General features: G+C 70.8%; 13 protein-coding genes. 8 read left to right on the top strand and 5 right to left on the bottom strand.

What is annotated here, in order from left to right:
• Positions 1 to 298: 298 nt before the first annotated feature.
• Positions 299 to 562: a WhiB family transcriptional regulator gene (locus ACIO1C_RS21255; RefSeq protein WP_014046372.1), complete on the bottom strand. Its 264-nt coding sequence runs from the start codon at positions 560 to 562 to the stop codon at positions 299 to 301.
• A 699-nt stretch (positions 563 to 1,261) separates the two neighbouring features.
• Between ACIO1C_RS21255 and ACIO1C_RS21250 the strand changes: the two genes are divergently transcribed.
• The 4 genes from ACIO1C_RS21250 to ACIO1C_RS21235 all read left to right on the top strand — a co-directional run bounded on the left by ACIO1C_RS21250 (position 1,262) and on the right by ACIO1C_RS21235 (position 4,762).
• A complete protein-coding gene (locus ACIO1C_RS21250) occupies positions 1,262 to 1,762 on the top strand; it encodes a cysteine dioxygenase (RefSeq protein WP_401865763.1) in 501 nt (166 codons plus the stop codon).
• 70 nt (positions 1,763 to 1,832) lie between these two features.
• A complete protein-coding gene (gene cofD, locus ACIO1C_RS21245; RefSeq protein WP_401865761.1) occupies positions 1,833 to 2,789 on the top strand; it encodes a 2-phospho-L-lactate transferase in 957 nt (318 codons plus the stop codon).
• Positions 2,786 to 4,090, top strand: coding sequence for a coenzyme F420-0:L-glutamate ligase (locus ACIO1C_RS21240; RefSeq protein WP_401865759.1), 1,305 nt, complete (start codon positions 2,786 to 2,788; stop codon positions 4,088 to 4,090). Before cofD ends, ACIO1C_RS21240 begins: the two co-directional genes overlap by 4 nt.
• A gap of 135 nt (positions 4,091 to 4,225) precedes the next feature.
• On the top strand, positions 4,226 to 4,762 hold the full coding sequence (locus ACIO1C_RS21235; RefSeq protein WP_401865757.1) for a hypothetical protein: 537 nt from the start codon (positions 4,226 to 4,228) through the stop codon (positions 4,760 to 4,762).
• A gap of 18 nt (positions 4,763 to 4,780) precedes the next feature.
• On the opposite strand, the gene ACIO1C_RS21230 is transcribed toward ACIO1C_RS21235, so the two are convergent.
• The 4 genes from ACIO1C_RS21230 to ACIO1C_RS21215 form a co-directional block, all read right to left on the bottom strand.
• Positions 4,781 to 5,182: a hypothetical protein gene (locus tag ACIO1C_RS21230; RefSeq protein WP_401865755.1), complete on the bottom strand. Its 402-nt coding sequence runs from the start codon at positions 5,180 to 5,182 to the stop codon at positions 4,781 to 4,783.
• 200 nt (positions 5,183 to 5,382) lie between these two features.
• The gene (locus ACIO1C_RS21225) at positions 5,383 to 6,453 is read right to left on the bottom strand and encodes a DNA-3-methyladenine glycosylase family protein (protein ID WP_401865753.1); all 1,071 of its coding nucleotides are present in this window, start codon (positions 6,451 to 6,453) and stop codon (positions 5,383 to 5,385) included.
• Positions 6,454 to 6,876: 423 nt separating this feature from the next.
• Positions 6,877 to 7,959: a sugar phosphate nucleotidyltransferase gene (locus ACIO1C_RS21220; protein ID WP_401865751.1), complete on the bottom strand. Its 1,083-nt coding sequence runs from the start codon at positions 7,957 to 7,959 to the stop codon at positions 6,877 to 6,879.
• A gap of 145 nt (positions 7,960 to 8,104) precedes the next feature.
• Complete coding sequence (locus ACIO1C_RS21215) at positions 8,105 to 9,571, bottom strand: N-acetylmuramoyl-L-alanine amidase (RefSeq protein ID WP_401865749.1); 1,467 nt, start codon at positions 9,569 to 9,571, stop codon at positions 8,105 to 8,107.
• 137 nt (positions 9,572 to 9,708) lie between these two features.
• Here ACIO1C_RS21215 and ACIO1C_RS21210 point away from each other — a divergent pair, with 137 nt between their 5' ends.
• From ACIO1C_RS21210 to ACIO1C_RS21195, 4 genes are all read left to right on the top strand, one after another.
• Positions 9,709 to 10,476, top strand: a complete 768-nt coding sequence (locus ACIO1C_RS21210; protein ID WP_401865747.1) for a TIGR03089 family protein — start codon at positions 9,709 to 9,711, stop codon at positions 10,474 to 10,476.
• Between the two features lie 246 nt (positions 10,477 to 10,722).
• Positions 10,723 to 12,366 (top strand): LCP family protein, encoded by a 1,644-nt coding sequence (locus ACIO1C_RS21205; protein ID WP_401865745.1) that lies wholly within the window; start codon positions 10,723 to 10,725, stop codon positions 12,364 to 12,366.
• A 232-nt stretch (positions 12,367 to 12,598) separates the two neighbouring features.
• A complete protein-coding gene (locus ACIO1C_RS21200; protein ID WP_401865744.1) occupies positions 12,599 to 14,404 on the top strand; it encodes an LCP family protein in 1,806 nt (601 codons plus the stop codon).
• Positions 14,405 to 14,454: 50 nt separating this feature from the next.
• Positions 14,455 to 16,218, top strand: coding sequence for an LCP family protein (locus ACIO1C_RS21195; protein WP_401865742.1), 1,764 nt, complete (start codon positions 14,455 to 14,457; stop codon positions 16,216 to 16,218).
• The last annotated feature ends 70 nt before the right edge of the window (positions 16,219 to 16,288 follow it).

The raw sequence follows: 16,288 nt of genomic DNA, 5'->3' as shown, positions 1-16,288 counted from the left end.
AACGGGCCCTCCGGCCGGGGGGTCGCCCCGAAGGGGCGTTGATGCGTCTCGGACGGGGCCCCACACTAACGGCTGACACCATGACGGTCCGCCGCCTGCGGTGTTGTCGCAGACCGCGGACCGTTCCCTACGTATCCCTACGTGCGGTTTTGCGCGGATTGGTCACGTGGACGTGCCACCTGGACCTGTCGCGCGGACCCGCTGTCACGCCGGAGTTGGCCGCGCCGCCGGAGTGGTCGAAGTAGTCGAACTTGTCGGACAGTAAGCCAATCAACGAAAGAAATCGATCGGATCGCGATCAGATCGCGGCTTTCTTCAATCGCCGACGCTCACGTTCCGACAGGCCGCCCCAGATACCGAATCTCTCGTCGTTGGCCAGGGCATATTCAAGGCATTCTGAACGGACTTCACAGGCGAGGCAGACCTTCTTGGCCTCGCGGGTGGAACCGCCCTTCTCCGGGAAGAAGGACTCGGGGTCGGTCTGGGCGCACAAGGCGCGCTCCTGCCAGCCGAGTTCCTCGTCCGCGTCCTCGACCAGCAGTTGCTGGAACAGCTCGGTCATGTGCGCCCCTCGTCTGTCTTTTGCGTCCCCGTGCGGTGGCCGCTACCGATTCCGGCCGAACGACACGAGTGAAATTACAAGTGGGTGGCTCCGGGGCAGTCAAGCGGAGATCTGCTATTGGGCCCGGTATTCACTCTGCGGAACCAAGGCTATGCGGAAAGTGTTCAAATCACCAAAAACCTGACACATGCCACTGGCCTGCCCACGCCCACCCCCTCCCCTCTGCGGGAGAGACGTCACGGGCCCCGAGGTTGGTGCCGATCCGGCTGCGGAAGCGATCCGGATCACAGTCCGATCACGAGGGTGCGACGGTGTTTGCGTACGCGGTTGCTGCGCCATGTCTCCGCAGGTGCGGGCGCACAAACCTTTCTCCGCTCGGAGTAACCGGATGTGGTGAAACATTACCGCCAAATCGGGCATTGAGTTGACACTGGCAACCAGATTCGCCACCTTTAGTGACATGCCAGCGATCGCCGTGCACACCGCGACCCACGTCCGTGGATTCCGCAGCGTTGCCCAGGCCGGTTGTTGCTGTCCGTCTTTCTCCCGCTGTTGATGCCCTGGCGTCCTTGACGCCCCAGCGCTCCAGCCATTTCCTCCCGTTGTGCTTCCTGCCTCAGTTGCCTCTTCGGCCGTCACGCCCGCGTGTCCGGGCCTCCGACGGCTCTCAGCTCTTCCTGCCGAGGAACCACCGCACCCATGAACAGCGACAGCGACATCCAGATCGCCGGCGACCTCCTTGAGGTCCTGCACCTTCTCCGGCCCCCGCGCGAGCACCCCGTCACGGTGGCGGAGTTCGCCGGGCTCGCCCGTACGCTCGCGGCCGACCGCGCCCTGTGGGCGCCGCTCGTCCGGTACGACACCACCACCCGCTGGTACCACCGGCTGCGCACCGGCCCCGGGTACGAGGTCTGGCTGCTCTCCTGGGTGCCGGGACAGGGCAGCGGACCGCACGACCACGGCCGGTCCTCCGGCGTCCTGACCGTGCTCGAAGGCGAGCTGACCGAGCGTACGAGGAGCGGCGCCCGCACCCTCGCGCCCGGCGCGCAACGGGTCTTCGCGCCGGGGTACGTCCACGACGTCGTCAACGACACGATCGGCCCCGCCGTGAGCCTGCACATCTACTCCCCCGGCCTGACGGAGATGCCGATGCACGCGGCGAGCTGCGCCCCGCACGCGGACGAGACCGTACCCGCGTAGGAGGATCCCGGCGGGGTCACCTCACCCCCTCCCGGACGGGAATGTCCGACCGGCCTGACACGATGGGTTCATGCGCATTGTGGTTCTGGCCGGCGGCATCGGCGGCGCCCGTTTCCTTCGCGGCCTCAAGCAGGCCGCGCCGGACGCGGACGTGACGGTGATCGGCAACACCGGTGACGACATCCATCTGTTCGGGCTGAAGGTCTGCCCCGACCTCGACACGGTGATGTACACCCTCGGCGGTGGCATCAATGAAGAGCAGGGCTGGGGGCGTACGGACGAGTCCTTCCAGGTCAAGGCGGAACTCGCGGCGTACGGGGTGGGACCCGAGTGGTTCGGCCTCGGCGACCGCGACTTCGCCACCCACATCGTCCGTACGCAGATGCTGGGCGCGGGCTACCCGCTCAGCGCGGTCACCGAGGCGCTGTGTGCCCGCTGGCAGCCCGGCGTGCGGCTGCTGCCGATGTCGGACGACCGGGTCGAGACACATGTGGCCGTCGAGGTCGACGGCGAGCGCAAGGCCGTGCACTTCCAGGAGTACTGGGTGAAGATGCGCGCGTCCGTGGACGCGCTCGCGGTTGTCCCGGTCGGCGCGGACCAGGCCAAGCCGGCGCCGGGTGTCCTGGAGGCCATCGCCGCCGCCGACGTCATCCTCTTCCCGCCGTCCAACCCCGTGGTCAGCATCGGCACGATCCTGGCCGTCCCCGGCATCCGGGAGGGCATCGCCGACGCGGGGGTGCCGGTGGTCGGGCTCTCGCCCATCGTCGGGGACGCGCCCGTGCGCGGCATGGCCGACAAGGTGCTCGCGGCGATCGGTGTCGAGTCGACGGCCACGGCGGTCGCCGAGCACTACGGCTCGGGGCTGCTCGACGGCTGGCTCGTGGACACCGTGGACGCGGCGGCGGTGCCCGGCATCGAGGGCGCGGGCATCCGGGCCCGTGCGATCCCGCTGATGATGACGGACGTGGACGCGACCGCCGCGATGGCGCGTGAGGCGCTGGCGCTGGCCGAAGAGGTGCGGGCATGACGTCGTTCCGCGTACGGGCCCTGCCGGGGCTGCCGGAGGTCCGTCCCGGCGACGACCTCGCGAAGCTGATCACGTCCACCGAACCGGGGCTGGCCGACGGTGACATCCTCCTGGTCACCTCGAAGATCGTCTCCAAGGCCGAGGGCCGGATCATGGAGGCGGCTGACCGCGAGGCGGCGATAGACGCGGAGACCGTACGGGTCGTGGCGCGGCGCGGTCCGCTGCGCATCGTCGAGAACCGGCAGGGGCTGGTGATGGCGGCGGCGGGGGTCGACGCCTCGAACACCACGCCCGGGACGGTCCTGCTGCTGCCGGAGGACTCGGACGCGTCGGCGCGGGTGATCAGGGCCGGGCTGCGGGACACGCTCGGGGTGGACGTCGGGGTGATCGTCACGGACACGTTCGGGCGACCCTGGCGCAACGGGCTGACGGATGTGGCGATCGGGGCGGCGGGTGTGCGGGTCCTGGACGACCTGCGCGGCGGGACGGACGCGCACGGCAATCCGCTGAGCGCGACGGTCGTGGCGCTGGCGGACGAACTGGCCGCCGCCGGCGACCTGGTGAAGGGCAAGGCCGCGGGGCTGCCGGTGGCGGTGGTGAGCGGTCTGCCGCACCTGGTCGGCGACACGGACCCGTCCTCGGCCACCGGGGCGCGGGCGATGGTGCGCGCGGCGGCGGACGACATGTTCCGGCTGGGCACGTCGGAGGCCGTACGGGAAGCGGTGACGCAGCGGCGTACGGTACGGGAGTTCACGGACGAGCCCGTCGACCCGGGCGCGGTCCGCCGCGCGGTGGCGGCGGCGGTCACGGCGCCCGCGCCGCACCACACGACGCCGTGGCGCTTCGTCCTCCTGGAGTCCGCCGAGTCGCGGCTGCGGCTCCTGGACGCGATGCGGGACGCGTGGATCGCGGACCTGCGCGGCGACGCCAAGTCCCCGGAGTCCATCGCGAAGCGGGTCCGGCGCGGCGACTTCCTCCGTACCGCGCCGTATCTGGTCGTCCCCTGCCTGGTGATGGACGGCGCGCACACCTACGGCGACGCGCGGCGCGACGCGGCGGAGCGCGAGATGTTCGTGGTCGCCGCGGGCGCGGGGGTGCAGAACTTCCTGGTGGCCCTGGCGGGCGAACGCCTGGGCTCGGCATGGGTCTCGTCCACGATGTTCTGCCGCGAGGTGGTCCGGGACGTCCTCGGCCTGCCGGCGGGCTGGGACCCGATGGGCGCGGTGGCGGTGGGCCACGCGGCAACGCCGCCGAAGGCCCGTCCGGCGCGGGAGGCGGAGGCGTTCATCGAGGTGCGGTGACGCATCGTAGGCGCGCCGGGGACGACGTACGGCATGAAGGCGTGAAACCGCCGTACCCCGTTTCTTCTGCGGTTTGCTGTACGTACACGCCGCGCAACGCGGCGCAACCCTCGCAGCCGCTCCGGGAGGAACCCTGTGTCGTCGCCCCTCAGCCCCCAGCACGCCCCGGTCGGCGATGTGGGGGCGGCGCTCCTGTTGATCGACTCCCAGCTCAAGGCGGTCCACAACGGCAGGACGGGGACCGACCCCGAACAACAGGCCCTGATCGACCAGTTCACCGCGTCGCTGGGCCCCGAGGGGGCCAACGACGTCCTGGACGGCGCGTGCACCCTCATCTACATGTTCATGGCGTGGCTGCGGAAGGCCCACGAGGACGTGGACAAGGACGTCATCGAGTACGTGGTGCCGACCCTCGTCGCCTCGATGCGCAGGATGCCCAGGAGCGTCCGGCCCGAGGCCATCCCCATCATGGCCGGCCTGGTCATCGCGGCGGGCACGGGCCTGAGCCCCAACCTGTGGCGCAAGCAGTACGGGGACTGGACGGAGGACGAGATGACTCCCCTGGAAGTCACCACCTTCCTGCTCGCGGAACACATCAACCGCGTCACCGAGGACCCCGACTTCGCGACCCGCATGGTCGCCGAAGCACTGTCCCGCTCGGACGAGGACTGACGTGCCGCGCCCCCGGTCTCAACAACGGCTCGTCCGCGCCACGGACGCGGCTTTCCCGGCCGCCCACCGGGGAGGAAGGAGAACCCCGAAGCCCTCCAGTTTCTCGAATACGTAGTCTCTGGTGTCGTCCGTCATGAACGGATAGGGCGCGTCCAGCAGTTCCGCACTGTCCAGCAGCGGCTCCAACACCTGGAACCAGATCGCGTCGTTCAAGGACGTGTCAGGACTGCGCAATCCGAGATCGACGCACGAGAAACAGCGCGTGAGCAGTTCCTCGCGCCCCGCCGGGGACTTCAGGGCGGGCAGGACGAGCGGTTCGGCGAACCCTTCCCGCAGAAGGGGGAAGAGTTCCGCTCGACCGTTCTCGTCCTGCTCCTCCAACCGCCCGACAAATTCGGCCGCCTCCGGAACGATCGTCACGAGTACTTCCCGCATGTGCTCACGCGTCATACCGGACGGCAGCATCCACTTCGCCTTTCCACGGGAGCCGATGCCGGGAAAACACCGCCGCGCCGACAACTCGCGGCCTCATACCGGTGGTGAACGCGGCTCGATCCCGGTGTACACGTTCCCCAGTGCGGCTTTGCGGGTCGAGGAGGCGAACCGTGAGTACCGGACAGTTACATGCCGGCGAAGTTTCGCAGGGGCATGCGGGGGGCTCGGCGGGCGGGGATGTGGCCGCTGAGGAGGATCAGGCGGACCGCTCGGTGGCGGTGGCCGGCGTAGGGGGCCAGGAGTTCCAGCATTTCCTCGTCGTCGGCGTCGCGGTTGCCCGCCAGGGCGTGGCCGACGATGCCGGGGAGGTGGAGGTCGCCGACCGTGACGGCGTCGGGGGCGCCGTTCGTGCGCTGGATCACCTCGGCGGCCGTCCAGGGGCCGATGCCGGTGATCAGCTGGAGGCGGGCGGCGGCCTGTTCGGGCTCCATCGCGGCGGCTTCCTCCAGGCGGCGGGCAACGCGGGCCGCCCTGAGGATCGTGGAGGAGCGTTTGGCGTCCACGCCTGCCTTGTGCCACTCCCACGACGGGATCATCGCCCAGGTGTGGGGGTCGGGCATGACGTGGAGGTGTGTGGCCGCGGGGCCCGGGGCGGGGTCTCCGTACTTCCGTACCAGGAGGCGCCAGGCGCGGTAGGCCTCGACGGTGGTGACCTTCTGTTCCAGGACGGACGGGATCAGGGATTCCAGGACCAGGCCGGTGCGGCACAGGCGCAGCCCCGGGCGGTTGCGGTGGGCCGCGAGGACCGCGCGGTGGCGGGGGGTGAAGCTGCCGGGGTCGTCCGACTCGCCGAGCAGGTCGGGGAGGCGGTCGAGCAGCCACTCGGCGCCCGGGCCCCAGGCCTGTGCCTCTACGGCTCCGCCCCGGTGTGCGGCGCGGAGGGTGGCGGGGCCGGCGGGCGTCCTGCTGGCCCGCCAGACCGAGCCGTCGGTGGCGGCGAGGAACGTGGGGTCGCCGGGGCCCCTGCGGAGCGGACCCAGGACGAGGCCCAGGTCGTACGGGCCGCCGTCCGGCGGGGTCCAGCGTCGGTCGAGTCCGCCGGCCGACGGGGGCGCGGGGGCGGTCTGCGCCGCTGGGACGGGCGGGGTGGCTACGACGGTCGGGATTCTCGAGGCGGCCGGGAGCGCCGGGGCGGTCTCTGGCGTCGATGGGCCTCGGGGGGCGGTGCGGGGGCGGGGGGCGAAGCGGCCTGCCACGGGGTGTCCGGGTTCGTCGGGGGCGGGGTCACTGATGAGGGTAGGCGGTGGCCGTGGGCGGCGTGGCTTCTCCCCCACCCCGCCCCTTCCCGAAACCGGGGGCCAGGCCCCCGGGCCCCGGTCTGCGTCGGCTGCGCGGCGCGGCGCCTTGGGCGGGGGCCCGCCCGTCGGGCGGAACCGTTGTCCTCAATCGCCGGACGGGCTTGACAGGGCCCCTCGACGGCGTCCCACGGGCGGGAAAGCGCTGGGTGGGTGAGGCCCCGGTCGACGCCCGTCGAACCCGCCCCGCCCATCGGGCGGAAACCGACGTCCTCAAACGCCAGACAGGCTTGATAGGGCACGCACGAAACCACCGGGCGGGCGTGATCCAGCCCGTCCGGCGAATGAGGACACCACCCGGCCGCCAGGGCCCGCGAAGGTCGGCTACGCGTCCGACGAGAAGCGCACCGCCGCCGCCGGGAGTACCGCGTCGCACCAGACTCGTACGCCCTCCCTCAGTTCGTTGTCGGCGCCGACCACCGCTCCGTCGCCGATCAGCGCTCCCGACAGGATCGTGCGGGCCCCCACCCGGGCGCCCGCGCCCACCAGCGAGTCCGTGATCACCGCGCCCGCCTCGACCACCGCGCCCGCCAGCACCACGCTGCCGGAGATGCGGGCGCCCTCGCCGATCACCGCGTCCTCGCCCACCACCGTGCCGCCCGTCAGCTTGGCGTCGGGGGCCACTCTCGCCGTCGGCAGGATCAGGCGGTCGCCGCGGCGGCCCGGGACCGCCGGGGACGGGGCGCGGCCCAGGACCAGGTCCGCGGAGCCCCGTACGAACGCCTGCGGGGTGCCCAGGTCCAGCCAGTACGTGGAGTCGACCATCCCCTGGAGGTGCGCGCCGGACGCCAGCAGGTCCGGGAAGGTCTCCCGTTCGACCGAGACCGGCCGCCCCGCCGGGATGGAGTCGATGACCGAGCGGCGGAAGACGTACGCCCCCGCGTTGATCTGGTCGGTGACGATCTCCTCCGGCGTCTGCGGCTTCTCCAGGAAGGCCGTCACCCGCCCGCCCGCGTCCGTCGGCACCAGGCCGAACGCCCGCGGGTCCTCGACCCGGGTCAGGTGCAGCGAGACGTCCGCCCCCGACTCCGCGTGCGTCCGGACGAGCGCCTTGATGTCGAGGCCCGTCAGGATGTCGCCGTTGAAGATGAGGACCGGTTCGTCCGGCCCCGAGCGGAGCCGTCCCGCGACGTTGCGGATGGCTCCGCCCGTGCCGAGCGGCTCGCGCTCCGTGACGTACTCGATGTGCAGCCCGAGCGACGAGCCGTCACCGAAGTACGGCTCGAAGACCTCGGCGAGGTACGAGGTCGCGAGGACGATGTGCTCGACCCCCGCCGCCCGCGCGCGGGCCAGCTGATGCGTGAGGAACGGGACGCCCGCCGCCGGCACCATCGGCTTGGGTGTGCGCACCGTGAGCGGCCGCAGCCGGGTGCCCTTGCCGCCGACCAGGAGGATCGCTTCTGTCACCGTGTCGTCTCTGCTTCCTGCTGGGGCCGGCACCGCGTACAACTTCGTACATATGACCGGCCAGTGTATGCAGCTGTGTGCAGCTGTACGCAGTCTGTTCGGTACGTTCCGCGTTGTCCGCGCGATTCGGCGACTCCGGCTTTCCTCAGCGGCCCTGGTACTTGGCCGATGTCGTCCGCGTGGTGCCGAGCTTCTCGTAGAGCCGGCTTCCCGGGCACTCGGTGACAAAGCCGTCCCGGTGACCCGAGATGGAGTTCAGCGCGACCTTTGTGCCCTTTTTGTATTTGTTGCTCCCCCCGGACGTCAGCGTGGACTTGCCGCGCGGGTTGACCCCGTAGAGCCCCAGCTTCCACGCGGTCAGTTTGGCGATGGCGGTCGTGGCGGCCGCCGGCGGCTTGGTGCTGCTGTACGTTCCGAGAACGGCGATGCCCACGCTGTTCGTGTTGAAACCGAGCGTGTGCGCGCCCATGACCGGCTTGGCCACGCCACCGGCGCGTCCCTCGTAGATGTTTCCGCACTTGTCGATGGCGAAGTTGTAGCCGATGTCACGCCATCCGCTGCTCAGGACGTGGTACCGGTAGATACCGCGCAGGACGGAGGGCGCCTGCGCGCAGGTGTAGTTGTTCCCTGTCGCGCTGTGGTGCACGAAGGCGGCCCTGACCGACTTGGTGTAGCCGAACTTCCGCTCGCGCAGGCTCTCGTCCGCGCCCCACCCCTTGCGGGTGATGATGCGCGGACGGGCGCCGATGTACGGCTGCGCGAAGCCGACCTGGTCGGCGAGGTCGGCCACCGTCTCCGCCTTGGACTGCGCGGTGATCTCGGTCGCGCCCAGCTCCGCCAGGTCCGCGTTGACCGCCGAACTGGCCGCGTCCCCCGCCGTCATGGCGACCGGCATGCGCTCCTCCTCGGAGGCCGTGCCCGCCGTGCCGGGTACGGTGCCGGGCACCGCCGGAGTGTCGGGGGTGTCCGACGGCCCGTCCGGGCGGCTGGCCTGCGGGCCGCCCGCGGGCATCGCCGTCGGCGGCTCCGCGCCCGGGTCGACCAGCTCCAGCCGCAGCCCCTGCGGCAGCAGCGGACGGGCCGGCCCCTTGGGACCCGCCTCCTCCACGGCGCGTACGCGCAGCTCGACGCCGTCCGAGTTGCCGACCCACAGCGGGGCGGTGGCGCCGTGGACGGTGGCCGCCGAGCGCTCCTCCGTACCGAGGTCGGCACCGTGCTCCTGGTTGTGCGTCTCCAGGTCCAGCCAGCCGGACCAGGTGTGCGTCCCGGTCGCGCGGGTGCGGACCTGGACGGTGCCGTTGAGTTCGTCGTCGGCGTTGTCCCAGACGACACCCAGGAGGGAGAAGGGCCGTACGTCCCGCCGGGCGAGGCCCTGGACCGAGACGGCGCCGGACGCGCGGTCCGTGGCGAGCGTGGTCAGCGGGAGCGACTGGGTGGAGCCCGCCGGGGCGCGGGTGGCGCCGGCGGAGGCGGTACGGGAAGCGGCCTGGGAGACGGCCGTGTGGGGCACGGGGGCCTGGGGGGAGGCGACCGCGCCGGACGGGAGGGACAGGGGCAGGACCAGCGCGGCGGTGCACGCGACGCCGATCGAAGAAGCAAGGTAGGCACGCATGTGAAGATCGTCGGCGTGTCCCGCCGCCGCCGCCCGTCCAGAAACCCGCGGAAAACTGACGGGCCATCGGGCCGACCGGTGGACACCGTCACCGGTACGGCGGCGGGCCGCTCGCCGGGCCACGTACCCTTTCCCGGGTGAACGCCACCGACCGCACCCCTGCCGACCTGCTGCGATCCGCGCTCGCCACGGATCCCGCCCGCCCCTTGGTCACTTTCTACGACGATGCCACCGGAGAGCGCGTCGAATTGTCCGTCGCGACCTTCGCCAATTGGGTGTCCAAGACGGCCAATCTGCTCCAGGGCGATCTCGGCGCGGAGCCGGGCGACCGGCTCGCGCTGCTGCTGCCCGCGCACTGGCAGAGCGCGGTGTGGCTGCTCGCCTGCGCGTCGGTCGGGGTGACGGTGGAGGTCGGCGGTGACCCGGCCGCGGCGGATCTGGTGGTCAGCGGCCCCGACACGCTGGACGCGGCACGCGCGTGCGGCGGCGAGCGGGTGGCGCTCGCGCTGCGCCCGCTGGGCGGCCGGTTCCCGGCGGCCCCGGCGGGCTTCGCGGACTACGCCGTGGAGGTGCCGGGGCAGGGCGACCGGTTCGCGCCGTACGCCCCGGTGGATCCGGACGCGCCCGCGCTGGTGATCGGTGGTGGGTCCTCCGCCCGTACGGAGCTGACGTGGGCCGGTCTTGTCGAGCGCGCCCGCGCGGACGCCGGGGTACGGGGTCTGGGGCCCGGGTCCCGGGTGCTGTCGGGGCTCGCGTACGACACCTGGGAAGGCCTCTCGGCCGGGCTGTTCGCGCCGCTCGCCGCGGGCGGGTCCGTCGTGCTCTGCCGGAATCTCGGGGAGCTGTCGGCGGAGAGCCTCGAAAAGCGGGTCGCGAGCGAGCGGGTGACCGACCGCGCGGTGTGACCCACCATGCGGTGTGACCGCAAGCCGCGTGTGCCACGTGTGCCGCGTTAACCGACCTTTCACATATCGGTAGGACAATCCCTTCCTGCGATACCCGTGCGGCGCACTGCGTGCCGAGCCCTCGGCAGGGAACGTGTATCGCACGACAAGATCGGCGAAACGTGCGGCACATCGCACAACCAAGCGCGGGGTTCGCCCGTCTACCCCTGCAACCGGCGGCCCAGCGCGCCGCCGACGCCTTGAAGGATGGACGCAGACGTGACCGACAGTGCCGGCACCCCGGCCGAACCGGACAACCCGGCCGAGGACGAGCCGCAGGGCGGGGCGCCTGGGCTTGACGAGAGTGCGACGGCGCCCCGGCCACCCGAAGCCGGGACACCCGCGGAACCCGCCGCCACGGAAGCGGGCGCGAAAGCGGAGGGGGGCGCGGAAGCGGAAACGGGACCAGACAGCGACACCGACGCCGGCACCGACGCCGGTGTCGGCACCGACGCCCATGCCGATGTTGATGCCGACACCAACACCGGCGCCGGTACGGCCCCCGAGGCCGACGCTCCGGTGTCCGGCACAGCGCACGCGGACAGTACGGACGGCGCGGCGCACGCGGACCGACCGGCCGGCGCGTCCGGCGCCGACAGCAAGAAGACCCAGCTCTCCGGCGCGACCGCCCTGCCCTTCGCACCCGTCACGCCTGCTGTCACCCCCGCTGTCACTCCCCCCGCCGCCCCCGGCGACAACGATGCCGCGAGCGAGCCCGGCCACCCCCGCCCCCGGCGGCACTGGCTGCGGTGGACCGCCATCGGCACCTCGGTCGTCCTGCTCGGCGTCTCGGCGGCCGGCTGGTGGCTCTACCGGAAGCTCGACGGCAACATCACCACGGACACCACCGCCGCCACCGAGTTGCGTACGTACGAGAAGGAACGCCCCGTGCCCGTCGCGACCGACGCGACGAACATCCTGATGATCGGCTCCGACAGCCGGGCCGGCGACAACGACAAATACGGCAGGGACGACGGCGGTTCGCAGCGGTCCGACACGGTGATCCTGCTGCACCTGGCCGCGAACCGGGAGAGCGCGACCGCCGTCTCGATACCGCGTGACCTGATGGCGGAGATCCCCAGCTGCCGCGAGGCGGACGGCTCCCGCAGCCAGGCGCGGTTCGGGCAGTTCAACTCGGCGTTCGAACTGGGCGGCGCCGCCTGCACCATCCGTACCGTCGAGAAGCTCACCGGCATCAGGATCGACCACCACATGGTGATCGACTTCAGTGGCTTCAAGGACATGGTGAACGCGGTGGACGGCGTCGAGGTCTGCCTCGCGGAGCCCGTCGACGACGTGAACGCCCATCTCAAGCTTCCCAAGGGCCGCCAGAAGCTCAACGGCGAGCAGGCCCTCGGATTCGTGCGCAGCCGCCACGGCATCGGCGACGGCAGCGACACCCAGCGCATGGACCGCCAGCAGCGCTTCCTGGGGGCGCTGTTCAAGAAGGTGCAGAGCAACGGCGTCCTGCTCAACCCGACGCGGCTCTACCCGGTGCTGGACGCGGCGACGAAGTCCGTCACCACGGACCCCGGGCTGAACAGCCTCAAGAACCTTTACGACCTGGCGCGTTCCATGCGGGACGTACCGACGGAAAAGGTGCAGTTCCTCACCGCTCCCCGGCAACCGTACTCAGGGAACCGTAACCGGGACGAACTGGTACAGCCTCAGGCCGACAAGCTCTTCAAGGCGCTCCGCGAGGATTCCCCGATCTCCGTCACCCCGAGCGACGACGCGGACACCGAGGCGACCCCGGACAACGACGTGACGTCAACGGCGAAGCCCTCCGAACGCCCCGAGGAGAGCCCCACGTTCTCGGGCACAAATGCCGCAGTGGGGATGTGCGGGTAAAGGCGGCGCCAAAGAGAACGGGCGCCCGATGAGAACTCGATGAGGAATAGGCGTATTGCCCGCTTATAAGGAGCGTGCAATGTGTCACTGGCGTCACTGCGCGCCGAACGGGGCGGATAGTGTGACGCGATCCGGTGCGTCCGGCCGTCAGGTCGCGCACTGCTGGATCGAATGACCGAGCGCCTTCGGGGGGAGGCGCCTCGCGTGGCACCGACGGAGGATTCAAGCAACCGTGGATGCGCAGAACCGAGGACAGGCGGACGAAATCGACCCCGCCGACCAGTGGGTCCTCAACCCGCGAACCGGTAATTACGAATTGCGACTGGACCACTCCGGAGGGCAGTCACCGCCTGTGTCGCCGTCCCAGGGGAGGCCCTCCGGAAGGCGCGGCTCCGCGGGGGCGGGCACACCGGGGGAGGGCCGGCCGGGAACGGGGGGTCCCCGGCGGGGCGGCACGCGGCAGAAGGGTGCCGATCCGGACACCGACACGGCCCCGGCGCGCTCCGACGTACCGGGGCAACGCAGCCGCCGGGCCGGCAAGGGTCCCGCCAACGGCAAGGGTCCCGCGAACGAGGCGCAGACGGCGGCCGGCCGGCGCAAGCGCAAGCAGAAGAAGTCGCGCGCGAAGAAGGTGCTGCTGTGGACCGGCGGCACGATGGCGGTGGTGGTCCTCGCCGCGTCCACCGGCGGGTACCTGTACTACCGGCACCTGAACGGCAACATCTCGACCATCGACGTGGCGGGCGCGAGCGACAAGGGCTTCGAGAAGGACAAGCCCATCAACATCCTCGTGATCGGTACGGACAAGCGCACCGGCGACGGCAACGAGAGCTACGGCGACTCGGGCAGCGTCGGCCACGCCGACACCACGATCCTCTTCCACGTCTCCGAGGACCGGACGAACGCGACCGCGCTCTCCATCCCCCGCGACCTGATCACCGACGTCCCCGACTGCACCACCGGGGGGAAGAACATCCCCGCCACGTCGGGGGTACGGTTCAACACCAGCCTCGGCCAGGACGGCCGTGACCCGGGCTGCACGATGGCCACGGTCAAGGAACTCACCGGGATCACACCGGACCACTTCATGATGGCCGACTTCAACGCCGTCAAGACGATGACGAGCGCGGTGGGCGGGGTCGAGGTCTGCGTGACCAAGGCCGTGAAGGACAAGGACTCGAAGCTCGACCTCCCCGCGGGCAAGAGCGTCATCGAGGGCGAGCAGGCGCTCGCCTTCGTCCGTACGCGCCACGCCTTCGGAGACCAGAGCGATCTGACCCGGATCAAAACGCAGCAGCAGTTCCTGAGTTCGCTGCTGCGGAAGATGGCGTCCGGCGACACCCTCACCAGCGTCTCCAAGGTGACGGACCTGGCGGAGGCGGCCACCAAGTCGCTGACGGTCGACTCGGGCATCGGCTCGATCACCAAGCTCGTTTCGCTGGCGAAGGAACTCGCCAAGGTCAATCCCAAGAACATCACCTTCGCCACCATTCCGGTGCTGGACAACCCGGCGGAGGTCGTCAAGGCCACCGTGGTCGTCAACGAGACCCCGGCCGAGCAGTTGTTCGCGATGATCCAGAGCGACACGTCGCTGACCGAGGTGAAGAAGGAGGAGAGCGCGGCCAAGGCCGCGCAGAACAAGCTCCTCAAGGGGACGAAGGCGAAGGCCGCGGACGTACGGGTGGATGTCTACAACGGCGGCGGCCCGCAGGGCTCGGCACAGACGACGCTCAACTGGCTCCAGAACGACGAGGGTGTGCTCAAGTCCACGAACAAGGGCAACGCGCCCGCCAACGTGGCCAAGACGACCCTCGTGTACGCGCCCAACCAGGCCGATCAGGCCCGCGCGCTCGCGGCGATGATGGGGCTGCCGGGCGCGGCGATGAAGCCGGGGACCGAGGACGCGGTGGGTCTTCAGGCGATGGAGCTGACGCTGGGCAAGGACTTCAAGGGCGCGGGGGTGCCCATCACCGGTCCGGCAAAGGCGCCGGAGGGTGTGCAGAAAGTGGAAGCCGACAAACAGGTCTGCGCCGAGTGAGGCCGGAATCCCGGCTCACGCGCACGACGGCCTGAGCGAGGGGGGCCCGCGTGGGTCACAGCAGCACGCACAGGGAGCGGTCGCGGCGGCGGTCGCCGCACGCCCGCGAACTGGGCTGGGACGACAGCCTGTACGACGCGGAGACCGACGACGGCGCGGGTACGGACGCCGAGGACGGCCCGGACAGCGCGGACGGCGCGGGCGAGGCCGGCACGGGGCAGGGCCCGGCGGACGGCGCCGGGAGCGGCGACGCCCCGGGCCGGAAGGCCGGCACGTCGGGTGGAAACGGCAAGTCCGGCAGAGCCGCCAAGCGCCCCAGACGCCGGGGATGGCGCGTAGTCCGCTGGATCGCCGGCGTGCTCGCCCTGCTGATACTCGTGGCGGCGGGCGCCGGCTATCTCTACTACCGCCACCTCAACGGCAACATACGCACCGACGACCGCAACAACGGCGACACCGGCCTCAAGAAGCCCGCCGCCAACGAGGCGGGACAGACCCCTCTCAACATCCTGCTGATCGGCTCGGACAGCCGCGCCGATCCGGAGAACGTCAAACTCGGCGGCAGCAAGGACACGGCGGGCAACCCCCCGCTCGCGGACGTCCAGATGCTGTTCCACGTCTCCGCCGACCGCAAGAACGCCTCGGTCGTCAGCATCCCCCGCGACACCCGGGTCGACATCCCCGAGTGCGAGGACAGCGCGACCGGCAAGGTCTACCCGAAGACCAACGGCATCATCAACGAGACGCTGGCGCGCGGCGGTCCCGGCTGCACCCTCAGCACCTGGGAGAACCTCACCGGCGTCTACATCGACCACTGGATGACGATCGACTTCTCCGGTGTGGTGAAGATGGCCGACGCGATCGGCGGGGTCGACGTCTGCGTGAAGGACAACGTCTGGGACCGGCCGCTGCCCGGGGTGCCCGGCGGCTCCGGGCTCAAGCTCGAAAAGGGCACGACCCGCGTCAAGGGCGAGCAGGCCTTGCAGTGGTTGCGGACGCGGCACGCCTTCTCCAGCGACATCGGCCGCGCCAGGGCCCAGCACATGTACATGAACTCGATGATCCGCGAGCTCAAGTCGCAGAACGTCTTCACCGACTCCGTACGGCTCACGGGTCTCGCCGAGGCGGCCACGAAGTCGCTGGAGGTGTCCGAGGAGATCGGTACGGTCAAGAAGCTGTTCGACCTCGGCATGCAGCTCAAGGCCGTGCCGACGAACCGCCTCACGATGGCGACCATGCCGTGGATCGAGGATCCGCAGGACCGGAACCACGTGGTCCCCAACAAGACGGACGCCGAACAGATGTGGACGATGATCCGCGACGACGTGGCGTTCGACGCCAACGGCGACAAGGCCGAGGCGACGAAGAAGCCGGCCGGCCCCGCGTCGGAGGAGCCGTCCGACGCGCCCGCCGACACGGGGGTGACGGTGCTCAACGGGACCGGCGGGGAACAGGCCCCGGTGTCGGGCCGCGCGCGGGCCGTCGCGGAGGTGCTCGACGGCAAGGGCTACTCCCTGGCGAAGGCGGGCACCGAGCAGAGCCCGCAGGCAGCCACCGGGATCACGTACCCGAGCGCGGACCTGGAGGGTGACGCCCAGGCCGTCGCCAAGGCCCTCAAGATCCCGCTGACGTCGGTCACGAAGTCCACGGAGGTCTCGGGGATCACCCTGGTCGTGGGCGCCGACTGGCGCGAAGGATCGTCGTACCCGGTCAAGGCCAAGCCGGAGGCGGGGGGCATCCCCGATACGGCGGACGCCATCAGCGGGTCGGACAAGGACGCCTGCATGGACGTGTACGCGCCGTACCGCTTCTGAGGAGGCGGTCCCGTACACGCGCGCCGGAGCGCCGCCGGAGAGGATCCTCCGGCGGCGCTCCGGTGTGTAC

It is taken from the genome of Streptomyces sp. NPDC087420 (assembly GCF_044744165.1).
Lineage (GTDB): Bacteria > Actinomycetota > Actinomycetes > Streptomycetales > Streptomycetaceae > Streptomyces.
The sequence above is the reverse complement of the archived record's forward strand: the minus strand, read 5'-3'. Positions and strand labels throughout refer to the sequence as shown.

What these genes read in the sequence shown, in the direction of transcription:
- ACIO1C_RS21255 (WP_014046372.1), bottom strand. Translation starts at nt 562, where the DNA reads ATGACCGAGCTGTTCCAGCAACTGCTGGTCGAGGACGCGGACGAGGAA.
- ACIO1C_RS21250 (WP_401865763.1), top strand. Translation starts at nt 1,262, where the DNA reads ATGAACAGCGACAGCGACATCCAGATCGCCGGCGACCTCCTTGAGGTC.
- cofD (WP_401865761.1), top strand. Translation starts at nt 1,833, where the DNA reads ATGCGCATTGTGGTTCTGGCCGGCGGCATCGGCGGCGCCCGTTTCCTT.
- ACIO1C_RS21240 (WP_401865759.1), top strand. Translation starts at nt 2,786, where the DNA reads ATGACGTCGTTCCGCGTACGGGCCCTGCCGGGGCTGCCGGAGGTCCGT.
- ACIO1C_RS21215 (WP_401865749.1), bottom strand. Translation starts at nt 9,571, where the DNA reads ATGCGTGCCTACCTTGCTTCTTCGATCGGCGTCGCGTGCACCGCCGCG.
- ACIO1C_RS21205 (WP_401865745.1), top strand. Translation starts at nt 10,723, where the DNA reads ATGGACGCAGACGTGACCGACAGTGCCGGCACCCCGGCCGAACCGGAC.